Here is a 13,649-nt window from a genome sequence, read left to right on the forward strand (position 1 = left end):
GGCGCCGACGCCCGGTTCTCGACCGCGCAGCACCGGGCGACAGACGAAGAGCGCGCTTCGCGGAGGGGCTTGGCACGATTTCGGAGACCGCCTCGCTCGATGTCATGGGCGCCGCGAACGGCGTGCGGGCGCAAGTTGACGTGCGCGCGGTCGACAATGGCTATCCGCTGATCGGGACCGCAAAGCTGTCCGGCGGCGAAGCCGACCTTCAGACGGCGCTGAAACGGAGGGACGAGCGGTGGGGCGTGGTGGTCACCCGGTCGTTCCTCGAAAAGTTCGGCGCTAACATTGGCGACGCTGTGGAGATCGGACCGGTGGACGGCGTCATCACAGCGCGCCTCGACGCGGCCCCGGACCGCATCGGCACGCCCGGCGCCTTCGGGCCGGAAGCCATGGTGGCGCTGGAGGCGCTGGTCGAAGCTGGCCGGCTGACCCCAGGCCAGCTGTTCCGGGCTGACATCCGCATCCTGCTGAAACCCGGCGAAGTGTTCGACGATGCAAGGAAGCAGTTCGAAGAGACCTTTCCCGATGGCAGCGCGCGCCTGCGCGCCCCGGAAGACGCCGTCGACGGGCTGCAGAACCTGCTCCGGACACTGAACAGTTTTCTCGCCATCATCGGCATTGCGGCGCTGGTTTCGGGCGGCGTCGGCGTGGCGCAGGCCACATCGGCTTTCCTTGCCTCGCGAACGCAGTCGATCGCCGTGCTGAAAGTGTTCGGGGCAGATGCCGCCACGATACGGACGGCCTACCTGCTACAATTGGGCACCCTCGCCTTTGCCGGCGCGCTTGCGGGCACAGCGCTGGGCGCGGCCGCGCCTTACCTGCTCGCCTTCTTTGCCGGCAGCTCCATTCCGATTCCCCAGGCGCTGGCGCTTTATCCGCTGCCCGTGCTGAAGGCGCTGCTCCTCGGCTTGCTGGCCGCAGCGGTGTTCGCCGTGCCCGAGATCGGGCGGGCGCGGTCAACGAAGCCATCAGCCCTGTTTCGCGAGACCAGCCAGACGGGAAAGGCGCGCGCGCCCTGGCTGGAAGTGTCGTGGGCAATTGGCGCTGCGGCGCTGCTCGCCGCGATTGCGGTCGCGACCAGCTATCGCCCGATGCTCACGGCCATGCTGCTGACCGGCGCGCTGTTCTCGGCGGCCATTTTTGCCGGCGCGGCCTGGATCGTCAAAGGCATTGCGCGCAAACTTGCCAGAAGCGCGCGCGGGTTCTGGCGCATCGCGCTTGCCAACCTTGGGGGGCCGGGTTCGCTTGCGCCGCTGATCGTGCCGTCGCTTGGGCTTGGACTGGTATTGCTGGTGCTGGTCGTCTCGGTACAGACAAACCTGATACGGCAGATTTCTTCAACAGCGCCGGCCAATGCGCCGTCGCTCGTTTTCTCGCAGATCCCGAACGACAAGGTGGAGGCCTTCGACGAAGTCGTGTCGGCCGCCGGAATCGATACCAGCGATCCGGGCCGCTTCCGGCAGGCCCCGTTCGTGCTCGCCCGCGTGATCGCGCTCAAGGGCAAGCCGCTTGTCGAGACAGATGTGGCAGAGTCCGAGCGCTGGGTTGTGCGCGGTGAGACGAGCCTGACCTATCTGGACGAACAACCGCCGGAGACGGAACTTGTAGACGGCGAGTGGTGGCCGGCCGGCTATTCAGGGCCGTTGCTCGTTTCCGTCGAGTTCGATGCCGCGCGCGGGCTCGGCATCGGCGTCGGCGACACGATCGGCTACCGCATTGCGGGGCGCGAGATCACCGCCAAGGTCGCGTCGCTGCGCAAGGCCGACTGGGGGCAGTTCGGCATCGGGTCGAACACCGCCTTCATTTTGTCGCCCGGCACGCTTGAAGCCATGAGCCCATCCTTCGTGGCGATCGCAAAGGCCACACCGGAGCAGGAAAGCGCCGTCATCGCGGCGCTCGGAAAGGACCTGCGCGAAGTGGTCGTGTTCCAGACTCGCCCTGCGCTGGAGACGGCCGCGCGCCTGTTCAGCCAGATCGCCGCCGCGGTGAACGGAGCCGCCGGGATCGTGACACTGGCGGGCCTGCTGGTGCTGGTCGGAACGTTTGCCGCGCTCGCACGCCGCCGGCGGCGCGAAGCGGCCCTGCTGAAAGTGTTCGGCGCATCGCAGGGCGAAATCCTGCGCCTGTACGCGGCCGAGTTCGGTCTGGCGGCAGGAGTCGCCGCGCTGCTCGGCACGGCGATCGGCGTTGCGGCCGCCTATCCGGTCGTGGTGTTCGTGTTCGAGGCGAAGTGGTCCCTGCCCTGGCAACCGGCGGCAACGGTGATCGCCTCGGCCGTTGCCCTCGCGGCCGCGGGCGGCGCCGCTGCAGGCTATTCGGCGCTGTCGCGCCGGCCGGCCGACGTGCTCAGAACGCCCTGACGGCGCCGAAGGTCTGGGCGGAAGCGCGCTCGTCCGGGCTCTCAGACGCCGCCCCGCCGTGCAGCTGGATGCATTGGACGTGACCGCCGCGACAGGGAGCTGACGCCTGGCGCCGAACTGTCGGACAGCCCCCGAAGCCAAAATACAAACGATTGCTATTTGTTCGGCGGATGGACTAGGGTCGGGACTCAATTAGGTCCACCATTCTATGGCTGCTGCGAGGCAGATTGCTGAGAGGAAGATGTCTGCGCGCTTGTCGTAGCGTGTGGCGATTCTCCGGAAGTCCTTTAGCCTGCAGAACATGCGCTCGATGCTGTTGCGGCTTTTGTAGGTCTTGCGGTTGTAGTTGATCGGCGTCTTGCGCGTGGCGGTAGAGGGATGACCGCCTCAGCGTCCCTTCCGCAAGCCAGTTTCTGAGGCGTCCGGCGTCATAGGCCTTGTCTGGAGTAGTTTCCGGGGCGGCGCGATCATGCCGAGCAGATCCAGGGCCGGCGTCATGTCATGTATATTGCCGGGCGTCAGCAGGAAGGTCAGAGGCCTGCCTGAGGCGTCTGTCAGGGGCGTGGATCTTGGTGGTGCGCCCACCGCGCGAGCGGCCGATGGCGTGATGGAAGGCCCCCCTAGCGCCGCCTGCAGAGCGATGGGCCTTCACATGGGTCGAGTCGATGCAGACCGTTCGGGTCCCGACAATGCCGGTCGAGCCGGTCAGGGTATAGAAGATGTCCCGCCAGATGCCCTGACGGCTCCACCGGTTGAAGCGATTGTAGATCGTCGTGTACGGACCATAGACCTCGGGGCAATCGCGCCACCGTGCGCCGGTCCGCAACATGTGCATGATCCCCGAAATGACCCGCCGGTCATCAACCCGGTGGGCGCCGCGCCGCCCCCGAGGCAGCAACGGTTCGATACGGCACCAGGCCTCGTCATCCAGCCAGTAAAGATCACTCATCACAGCATCCTCCAGGGCGCAGTGAATCACATCTACCCGATCACGGGAATTCTAATTGAGTACGGACCCTAGTCTCTGCCTGAAGAGGCGCATGCGCCGGCCAAGAACAATTCGTCCAGCCCGGTGCGCCGGATTGAGACGCCAGCGGCCGAAACGGGAGGAGTTACTGCAGTGAAGACGTGCTTCCCGGCGAACACGCCCGCCCCGCTTGCCAGGCTTGTCCCTGCGATGCCCGGCCGGCCTGATGACATTGCCAGCCCTTGCCCGCCCGTCAGGGCAACCGACCCGTTTCCCAAATTGTCCCCCCTAGGAGCAAACCGGATGATCAAGCCGATCCACTTTGTTGTCGCATTGGTGTCGAGCGCCGCGCTGGCAGCGTGCAGCCTGCGCCCCGAGGCGCCCGCTGCGCAAATCCAGGCGCTCCAGGACACGGCCCAATGCAAGCCCCTGAGCCCCGAAACGACGGCGTTCATGGACCAGGTCGTGGCCGACATGATGAACCCCGACAGCAACTTCAGCCACGCGGCCATCCGTGGCACGCCTGCCCTTCAGGAGGTGCAGGCAGCGGAACAGGCGCGGCTGCGGACCGATTGGGCCAACCTTTGCAAATACCGGGACGCGAACGGCGTGGTCTCAGCGGGACCCGCGCCCAGGGTCGTATTCATGGGCGACTCGATCACCGAGTTCTGGAGCGCCGGCGATCCGGCCTTGTTCGGAGACGGCGCGGTGAACCGCGGCATCAGCGGCCAGACGAGCGCGCAGATGGTCGTGCGGTTTGCGCCAGATGTCGTGGCGCTGAAGCCTGACGTCGTCCACATCATGGCGGGAACGAACGACCTGGCCGAAAACACCGGCCCGGTCAGCGACGATGCCTTCAAGAACAATATCCGCACGATGGTGACGCTGGCGCAGGAGAACGGCATCGCCGTCGTGCTGGCCAGTATTCCGCCGGCCGACAAATTTGGATGGCGCCCGGCTTTGAAGCCGGCCGAGCGCATTGAGGTCCTCAACGCCTGGCTTGAAGACTATGCGGCCGAAACCGGATCGATCTATGCCGATTACCACAGCCTGTTGTCGGACGATGGCGCCCGTCTGACCCCCGCGTTGACACCGGACGGCGTTCACCCGAACCGGCTCGGCTATGCCGCCATCCACGACGCTGCCGCTGCAGCAATCGCGGCCGCCCGGCGCGAAAACTGGGTCGCCAGCTGGACAAGCAGCGTTTCCCTGGCGCCCCCGCCTGCCCCCGCCGGCGCGCCGCCCCGCGGACGCACGCCCCCGGTGCTTGATGGCACGATCCGGTACACGATGCGGGTGACTGCGGGCGGCGACCGGGTGCGCGTCGTGGTGGACGGCGGCCCGACGATCCCGCGTCTGTCGATCGGTGCGGCGAGCATTGCCCTGTCGGATGGCAACTCGATCGATACCAACACGATCCGCCCACTGACTTTTGCGGGTGAGGCCGGCGTCCTGTCGCTGTCAGCAGGCGCGCCGGTATGGAGCGACCCGGTGGACCTCGCCATTCCCGACGGCGCAGTGGTCGCCGTCAGCCTGCATCTGCTGGAGCCGGTCACTGTTCCCATGGCCGACCCGCAACTCGTGGTCCGGATGTTGCCCGGCGACGACAAGACAGCCGACGCACAACTGGACGGCGCCACGCAACTGGTCGCACGCCCGCTTGTGACGGCGATCCACACAGACAATCCGGATGTCGACCGCGTCATTGTCGCCTTCGGGGATTCCATCACGGACGGCATGGGTAGCCGCGATCCGCTGATGCGGGGATGGCCTGACTTCCTGGCTGAACGCATGCGGGCCGAAGGCATGGGCCATGTGGCCATTGTCAACCAGGGGATCGGTGGCAATCGCCTGCTGCAGGACAGCGTCGGCCCGAGCGCGCTCGCGCGGTTCGACCGCGAGGTGATCGCCATTCCAGGCGTCACCGACGTGATCATCCTCGAAGGCATCAACGATCTCGGCTTGAGCGGGCTGACCGTGTTCGGACGTACCGAGCCCTTCCCGACGCTATCCGCCGGGGATTTCATCGCCGCTTACCAGCAATTGATTGACCGCGCCCATGCGCACGGGATCCGGGTCATCGGAGCCACCTTGACGCCGGATCTCGGATCCCCCTTTCCGGGCTATGCGACGGAGGAGAAGGATGTGATCCGCAACGAAATCAATGCCTGGATCCGGACCAGCGGCGCCTTTGATGCCGTGATCGATTTCGATGCGACTGTGCGCGACCCCGAAAAGCCGCAATACCTGGCCAAACAGTACGATGCCGGAGACCTGCTGCACCCATCGGACACCGGATACAAGGCAATGGCCGAGTCCATTGATCTTGACCTGTTCAGGTAGCCGGGTGGGCGGCGGCCGGTGCGTAACAGGGTCACTGTTGCCCGTTCCGCAAGGCCGCCGCGCAACCGGAAAGGACGGCGAGTGGATTTACAAACGTTTGTATTGTCGGTAGCGAATGAGTTCCGGAGGAAACGGGCATGAGTACGACACAAGATACGCAAACAATGAGCCAGGCCGGAAGCCCTGTCCGGTTTCCGCTCGTTTCGGCCCTTTCCTTCGCAATGTTCTTCATGTTTGCGATGACCACCGACGCGGTAGGTGAGATCATCAGTATCGCCAAGGGCGAGATGGGATTGTCCAATACGCAAGCGAGCCTTTTCCATTGGGCTACCATGGTCGGCATCGCGCTGAGCGGCATCCTGCTCGGCTTCCTGGCCGACCTGATCGGCCGGAAAAAGGCGATCGTGCTCGGACTGGGCCTCTATGGCGCAACCAGCGCGACCTTCTTCAGCTCCTCCTCCTTCCTTTTTTACCTGACGCTGCTATTTGCCGGCGGCCTGGCCATCGGCATTTTCAAGACGGCGATCCTCGCGCTGATCGGCGAGATCTCGGAGTCCACCAGTGACCACACGCGCCGCATGAACACCTGCGAGGGCTTCTTCGGCATCGGTGCGATCATCGGTCCTCTCATTGTCGTGTCGCTCGACTCGGCCGGACTTTCCTGGCGTTGGCTCTACCTGATCGCCGCGTCGCTCTGCCTGCTGATGATCCTCGCCGCCATGAGGACGACTTTTCCGCCCGAAAGCGTGAAGCAGGAGAAGTCCGACGCTGACTTGTTCAGCTCCATCCGCCTGATGGGCAATCGCTATGCAATGGGGTTCTCGGTCGCAATTGCGCTGTATGTGGCCTGCGAAGTGGCGATCTTCGTCTGGGCGCCGACCCTGTTCTCGGATTTCACCGGCACGCCGCTGGCGATGTCCTTTGCGGCCTACGCCGTGATGATCTTTTTCATCCTGCGCGCAGTCGGACGGTTCCTCGCCATCTGGATCCTGCAGATTGTCGACTGGAAGGTCGTCATGGCTGCATTCACCGGTGCCATATTCCTGTGCTTCCTGCTGAGCTCAATGATGGGCAAGCAAACGGCCGTGTTCCTGCTGCCGCTTTCGGGCCTGTTCATGTCGATGATCTACCCGACCTTCAACTCCAAGGGCATCAGCTGCCTGCCGAAGGCGAAGCATGGCGCGGCTGCCGGCCTCATCCTGTTCTTCACGGCCGTCTCTGCCGCCTTCACGCCGTTGCTGATGGGTTTCGTCAGCGATGAATTTGGCGGCGGACGCATGGAGACCGGATTCCTGCTCGCAACCGGTCTGGCGGGGCTGTTGTTCGCGTTCACCCTCTACAACCTCGTTGCCGATCCTGCCGGGACCGCGCTCTCCGAAGCCGATTCCCGCGAGTACTGAGATATCGCCATGGCCAATCAAAAGCCGACCTCGGTTCCGCCGCCGTCGACCCAGAAGTTTGAGAACGCCATCGCGCATCCGGCGTTGTGGCTTTGGGATTCCTGGACGGCGGAAATCGATGGCGTGGCACATCTTTACTGTCTCGCGCTAAACCGCATCGACAGCGCCGGTGACGCGGTCCTGCCCGAACACCGCAATGACTATCCGTTCCATATCCGCCATTTCACGTCAGAAGACGGTGGGCGAACCTGGAAGGATGAAGGCGCGTTCTTCGAACCGTCCGGCGCCAGCGACGGGGCTTTCGCACGCAATGTTTGGAGTGGCGGCGTGCTGGCGCGCAATGACCATGACTGGATTGCCGCCTTTACCGGCCTGCGGGAAGCGGGCGCGGAGCGGCCCTTCCTGCAGAGCATTTGCCTCGGACGGTCCGACAACGCCTATTCGCTTGATGCCGGCGCCGTCGTTTCGCTGTCCTGTCCGTACAGGGACTATGACCATATCCGCGCCGCCGGTTACTACTTGCCTGCGCGCGAGACGCTCGGGGCTTACGAAGGCGAAGAAGGCGGACCGATCCTTGCCTGGCGCGACCCGTTCATCCTTGATGCCGGCGACCGGAAACTGGAAGTGTTCTGGTCGGCGAAGATTGCGCCTGCCCGTCCGGCCGTCGCGCATGCCACGGTACGCCGGACGGCCAACGGGTTCGAGATCGAAAAGCTCCACGCGCCGATCACACTGCCCGACGACGCAGCGTTCACCCAGGCCGAAGTGCCCAAGATCTGCCGGTCAGCAGCGGGCGACTACTTCATGATGATTTCGGCGTGCGACCGGCTGAACGAATCCCAGCCCGCGCACGAAGTCACAAAGGTGCTGCGGCTCTACCGGGCCGCCGCGATCCGAGGGCCCTGGAAGCCGGCTTATGCTGACGGTGCTTCACTTATTCCGGATACGGAAAACCTGTTCGGCGCCAGCATCCTGAAGACCGATCCCGGCGCCGCGCAGTTTCACCTGCTCGCGCCCTATTCGGAATATGAGCCCACGGGAAAGCAACTGACCTTCGCGCCGATCAAGATGGTCGATGTGCCGCTCGAGTCGCAGGAACTGGCGCCGGCTGCGCAGAAGCAGACCTGAGAGGCGGCAGATCAGGCGGAGCTGCGCACGATCAGTTCGGTCTTGGTGAAGCAGCTCTTTACTTTCTCGCCTTCCAGCTTGGCCAGAAGCAATTCGACCAGCAGGCGACCGCCTTCGCCGATGTTTTGGGAAACGGTGGTCAAGGGGGGCGTCATCATCGAAGCCTGGCCGATGTTGTCGTATCCGACGATCCGGACATCGCCCGGCACGCTGAGCCCGTGCGCCACGAGGGCATGGATGGCGGAATTGGCCAGCAGGTCCGAGCTGGCGAAAATGCCGTCGAACTTGTTTCCGGCCCGGATGAAATCGAGCACCTGATCGAACGTGGAGCGGCCACTGAAGTTCATCTTGAGTGTATAGGACCGATCAACCGAAGCGCCGGCTTCCTGGTGTGCCTTGAGGAAACCTTCGTAGCGAAGTTTCACCTCCGGCAGGGTCGGGTCGCCGAGAAAGAGAATACGGCGTGCGCCGCGCTTGAAGAGGTGCGACGTCGCGAGATGGCCGCCTTTGACGTTGTCGCTTCCGACCGTGGTGTACTTGGCGCCGCTGATACGTCCGCCCCAGACGACAAAATTCGTGTGCACGGCGGCAAGCTCGTTCAGGCGATCGGCCCGCGCGGCCTGACCGATCACAATGATGCCGTCAGCCCGGCCCGTGTTCAGCAGGCGGCGTTCCGCAACCTGGCGCGCATCGCGCGGCACGGTCACAACAAGATCATAGTCCAGATCGGCGGCGGCTTGCGAGACGGCGCCGACCATCTCCAGGAAGAAGGGATCGGACATGGTCTGTTCGGTTACCGGATCGAGCGGGATGACCATGCCGATGGCCCGAGCGGACTTGCGCCGCAGGCTGCTGGCGGGCGCGTTGACGGCATAGCCGATTTCGGACGCGATCCTCTGGATGCGCTTGCGGGTACTCTCCTTGACCACGGGGCTATCGTTGAGCGCGCGCGAAACCGTCGAAATGTCGACTCGCGCGATTTTCGCCAACTCGAGCATGGTGACTTTCTTGTTCATTTCGACCTTTTCGCCGCGACCTCGGACATGATCCTACCGGTTAACCCGAAACATGTTGAGGGGGCATGCAAGATTCCCTGAAAATGCGTCTGTTTCGATATGAAACCGGGCAAACCGAGCGCAGGCTCGACGTTTTCCCGGCCGCGGAGAGCGGTCAGCCAGTGGTTACCGAACATGAGCTATGTCTGGGTCCCCGCCCCGGCAATACCGAACTGACAACTTTTGCGCCGCGATATGCAATCGTTTGCATTATCCGTGCCTTTTGTGTAGTCAGGTCGGACACAAGGCAACCGTCTGTTGGCCCCTTCCCCGACCCGCCGAGTGATCGGCAGCGTCGAGCGCGAGTGCGTCCTGCAGATCTTTTGCCAGGCGGCCAGCGAAGTGCCGGACAAGGGAGGATCGCATGAACCTGAAGGCAATCTTGACCGGTCGTGGCTTCCGGATCGGTGCGCTTGTCCTTTCGGCGGTGATGTGTGCCGCCTGCGCACACGAGCGCCCCCCTGAGGCCGAAGCAGCCGCGGCGCCTCCGGCGCAGAGCCGGTTGGCAGTCGATCCTGACGGCACCGTGCATGTGCCGGCGATGGCGGTGCCCGTTTCGGATTTCATGAGCCCTGAAGGCAAGGCATATATCGTCGATCACCTTCACACGCTGCGGACACCGGTGCGGATGGTGTTCTCGGACGCGCTAGGGGCGCCCGTGTTCCTGCAGGACTTTGTCGACCGCCAGAAGATCCTCTTTCCGGTGACCCTGACGAAAACGCAAATAGCGGGCGTGCCCGTTTATGACTACTCGCCGGCTGGCGGCGTGACGGCCGGCAACGAGAACCGTGTGCTGATCAACCTGCATGGCGGCGGGTTCAGCAATTGCTGGCCCGCCTGCGCCGAACTGGAATCGATGCCAGTCTCCGCCCTGGGCGGATTCCGTGTCGTGTCACCTGAGTACCGGGAAAGCCCGGAGTACAAGTTTCCGGCCGCCAGCGAAGACGTCGCTGCAGTCTATACCGAATTGCTGAAGAGCTACCCGGCCGGGAATATTGGCCTGTTCGGTTGCTCGGCTGGCGGCATGCTGACCGGCATGTCGCTGGCCTGGTTCCAGGCCCACGGACTGCCGACACCCGGCGCGGCTGGCATCTATTGCGCTGGCGCCGCGCCGTCTGTGTCAGGTTTCGGCGGTGATGCGAGCTTTACGGCCACGGCCATCGGCGAAGGGCGGTTCTTTGCGCCGCCGAGCGGCGCGGCAGCGCAAACACCCCCGCGTTCGCGCATGGAATACCTGTCCGAGGCCGACCTCAACGATCCGCTGGTTTCGCCGGCAACATCGGATGCGGTGCTTTCGAAATTTCCGCCGACCCAGATCATTTCCGGCACGCGCAGTTTCGACCTCAGCACTGCCGTCTACACCCACAGCCGTCTCGTCGCGCTGGGCGTGGAAGCCGACCTGCACGTGTGGGAAGGCATGTTCCACGGTTTCTACACCAATCCGGACGTGCCGGAGTCGCGCGAGGCGTACAATGTCATGGTCAAATTCTTCGACACTCACCTCGGCAGACTGCCCGCCAAACATCCCGACACGAACTAGGATCCGCTCCCTGCAGAAAGAAGAAGAACAGGTTTCCTCCCAACAACTGGGCGCAATGACGTGTCGTTGCGCCCTTTTTCTTTTGACAAGAAGAGCGCAAGCAGCGCTTCGACCAATCAGGATGTGACATGGACTCGTCAAATCGCATCGCCGGCATTGAACTTGGCGGCACCAAATCGATTGCCGTGCTCGCGCAGGGCGCGGACATGCTGGAAAAGTTCACGATTGCGACCACAACGCCCGCCGGGACCCTCGGGCAATTGCGCGATGTGCTTCACCGCTGGAACGCCGAGCGCGCGCTGGACTCGGTCGGGATCGCGTCGTTCGGTCCGCTCCAGCTTGCGCCGGACAAGCCCGGCTTTGGAACAATGCTCAAGACACCGAAGCCCCATTGGAGCGGCGCCGCGGTGGCCGGCGACCTGATCGGCGCCCTGTCATGCCCTTGGTCCATCGACACGGATGTGAACGGTGCCGGCCTTGCCGAGTATCGCTGGGGAGCCGGCGCCGGGTGCCGGAGCCTGATCTATATCACCATCGGGACCGGGCTGGGCGGCGGCCTGATCGTAGACGGACGTGCGGTGCACGGCGCCATGCATCCTGAAATCGGTCACATCCGTATTCGCCGGGCCAGCGGCGATGGCTTTGCAGGGGTCTGCCCGTTCCACGGCGACTGTGCGGAAGGACTGGTTTCGGGGCCTGCCCTTGCAGCGCGTTTTGGCCAACCTGCAGACACCGTGGATGAATCCCATCCGCTTTGGCGACAGGTCGCTGGGGAAATTGCCGAGCTTGCCTGCACCCTGCTCCTCACCGCGTCCCCGGAGCGCATTCTTGTTGGAGGAGGCGTCGCGACCGCGCGCCCGGTCCTGCTGGACAGCGTGCGCGATCAAGTGGTCGAACGACTCGCGGGATACTTGCCCTTTGTGACCCGCGATACGGTGAAGGACATCATTTGCGCGCCCGCTTTGGGCCATGATGCGGGTCCGCGAGGCGCATTGGCCCTCGCGCTGGACGCACTGGGCCGCTGAAGGTCCGAAGGCGGCGGCGCGGCGGGCCTGCGCGTCAGCACCTGTATTTCGCAGACAAGCCAAAAAAAGACCGGGCCGAACCTTGAGGTCCGGCCCGGCGATTACTGGTCCTGGGCGAGCGCCGCCAGGCTGGCTTATTCCGTCTCTTCGATCAGATCGAGCAGGCCGTCGACGATTGCAGTCTCTGCACAGCCCTGTTTCAGGCGGGAAGAAACGACTTCGAACGTGTACTGACCATAGGCCTCGTCGTTCGGAATGTAGCCAGAACCTGCCGAGCCATTGGTCAGGGCGGCAAGAATGGTGTGCTTGATCGGCGATTCGGCTTTCAGGCGCTGGGCGATCAGCGTGAACATCTCCGCGTTCACACCGCCGATCACCGTGTCGCCGAGACGCAGGAGGCTGAGTTTCAGGCCAATGGGATCAGCATCCTCATAGACGCCGGCATAGCCGGCCCGGCCGGTGTCGAGCCGTTTGCGGCCCGGGCACATGGCCGTCATCTGCGCGCCTTTGATCTTGATGTCGGAAACCGGCCGGGTAAGCCCTGTGCGCAGCACGTGCAACACCTCTTCCCCAAGCATCTGGCCGAGCGTCAGGTTCATCTGCTTCTGCTGTTCCATCAACATCGCAACCTTCGGATTGCTGCGATCCATGCCCTGTCCGCCCGGGGGCATGGCATTGCTGATGTCTTCGCCCTTGGCGGCGAAATCCTTGATGCGGATCGCCCGAAGGTCGTAGGTCTGCTGGAAGAAGATCGGGTTCTGGTCGCCGGAAGCGCCGTAGGAATTGACCGCGATCACGTCGCCGCCCAGCGAATCCTCAATGTATTTTGACGCGGCGCCAGGAATGTCGCCGCTGATCATGTCAAGGTTACCGGTGATGACCGGATGGACCGCGTAGTTGTAGAACACCGCAATCGGTTCGCCGTCGAGCGCTTCAAAGTTCACGACCGCGACAGTCTTGTCCGAGGCGCCCTCGTAGTTCGGGCCTTCCCACCAACGGTTCGTTTCCGGATCGATGATGTTGCGGTTGACGTTGATGTAGGAGACGCCGTTTCCATTCGACATGCGCGCGGGGCGCAGGGCATCGGCGGCTTCGGAGACGGCCTGGAAGAGCTTTTCTTCGTAGCTGAGGCCAACACCGAATGGCACGGAATGCGTGTGCGTCGCCGTCAGGATGAGGTTTTCGACCGGAATATCGAGATCTTTCGCCAGTTTTTCCGACACACGCTGCCAAATCTGGGCAGGAATTCCGCCAACGTCCACGGTGACCAGCGCGGCGCGCGAACTCCCGCTCTCAAGCACGATTGCCCGCACATAGACCCGGTCCAGCACACCGAGGAACTGGCCGGGCATCTTGTCGTCATCCGGCGTGATGTCGACCTTGGCGGCGCCGACCCGCAGCGGACCGGCTTGTGCGACCAGTCCCGGGGCGAACAGGAAAATTACAAGGCCCGCGACCGTCAGCCTGCGGAGCGAAGCGAGCGATCCCGCGGCGCTCTTGAGCACGTTGCGCGCTATTCGCGCGAGTAACGTCATTGGGTTCCGGATGGCGGTCATGGTCGAGTCTCCCTGTTTTGTTCTTTGCTTTATGCAACCGATTGGATTTTGGATAAACCCGGCAGCCAAGTTATGCAAGCCGCTCTGAAAACGCGCGCCGCAAGCGCCCTTCCCCGCTGCAGCCCGGATGCTCAGGACCAGCCCGGAGAATCGCGGAAGGACCGCGCGATACGCTCACGACAGGCGGCAATATCGAATTTTCAGGCTTATTCAGCCAATTTGCGCGGCCGAAAGGGCCTGCACCGCACCGCAGGTCAGCCCAGCCTGCGCCC

At 63.7% G+C, this 13,649-nt stretch carries 8 protein-coding genes and 1 pseudogene; 6 read left to right on the plus strand and 3 right to left on the minus strand.

Annotated elements, in window-relative coordinates; translation table 11 throughout:
- The coding region (locus IPK75_00005) for an FtsX-like permease family protein (GenBank protein ID MBK8196726.1) at positions 1-2,363 on the plus strand (2,363 nt) is incomplete at its 5' end.
- Positions 2,364-2,555: 192 nt separating this feature from the next.
- Here the strand turns inward: IPK75_00005 and IPK75_00010 are convergent.
- A pseudogene (locus IPK75_00010) lies at positions 2,556-3,312 on the minus strand (IS5 family transposase).
- A 321-nt stretch (positions 3,313-3,633) separates the two neighbouring features.
- Between IPK75_00010 and IPK75_00015 the strand changes: the two are divergent.
- From IPK75_00015 to IPK75_00025, 3 genes are all read left to right on the plus strand, one after another.
- On the plus strand, positions 3,634-5,673 hold the full coding sequence (locus IPK75_00015; protein ID MBK8196727.1) for a hypothetical protein: 2,040 nt from the start codon (positions 3,634-3,636) through the stop codon (positions 5,671-5,673).
- A gap of 164 nt (positions 5,674-5,837) precedes the next feature.
- Positions 5,838-7,073: an MFS transporter gene (locus IPK75_00020; GenBank protein MBK8196728.1), complete on the plus strand. Its 1,236-nt coding sequence runs from the start codon at positions 5,838-5,840 to the stop codon at positions 7,071-7,073.
- 9 nt (positions 7,074-7,082) lie between these two features.
- The gene (locus IPK75_00025) at positions 7,083-8,201 is read left to right on the plus strand and encodes a hypothetical protein (protein ID MBK8196729.1); all 1,119 of its coding nucleotides are present in this window, start codon (positions 7,083-7,085) and stop codon (positions 8,199-8,201) included.
- 11 nt (positions 8,202-8,212) lie between these two features.
- Here the strand turns inward: IPK75_00025 and IPK75_00030 are convergent, their stop codons facing one another.
- A complete protein-coding gene (locus IPK75_00030) occupies positions 8,213-9,199 on the minus strand; it encodes a LacI family DNA-binding transcriptional regulator (protein MBK8196730.1) in 987 nt (328 codons plus the stop codon).
- Positions 9,200-9,620: 421 nt separating this feature from the next.
- Here IPK75_00030 and IPK75_00035 point away from each other — a divergent pair, with 421 nt between their 5' ends.
- Both IPK75_00035 and IPK75_00040 read left to right on the plus strand, forming a co-directional pair.
- Positions 9,621-10,796: an alpha/beta hydrolase fold domain-containing protein gene (locus tag IPK75_00035; GenBank protein ID MBK8196731.1), complete on the plus strand. Its 1,176-nt coding sequence runs from the start codon at positions 9,621-9,623 to the stop codon at positions 10,794-10,796.
- 128 nt (positions 10,797-10,924) lie between these two features.
- Positions 10,925-11,821: an ROK family protein gene (locus IPK75_00040; protein ID MBK8196732.1), complete on the plus strand. Its 897-nt coding sequence runs from the start codon at positions 10,925-10,927 to the stop codon at positions 11,819-11,821.
- A 134-nt stretch (positions 11,822-11,955) separates the two neighbouring features.
- On the opposite strand, the gene IPK75_00045 is transcribed toward IPK75_00040, so the two are convergent.
- Positions 11,956-13,356, minus strand: a complete 1,401-nt coding sequence (locus tag IPK75_00045) for a neutral/alkaline non-lysosomal ceramidase N-terminal domain-containing protein (GenBank protein ID MBK8196733.1) — start codon at positions 13,354-13,356, stop codon at positions 11,956-11,958.
- Positions 13,357-13,649 lie beyond the last annotated feature (293 nt).

This window comes from Acidobacteriota bacterium, from assembly GCA_016712445.1.
GTDB lineage: Bacteria > Pseudomonadota > Alphaproteobacteria > Caulobacterales > Hyphomonadaceae > Hyphomonas.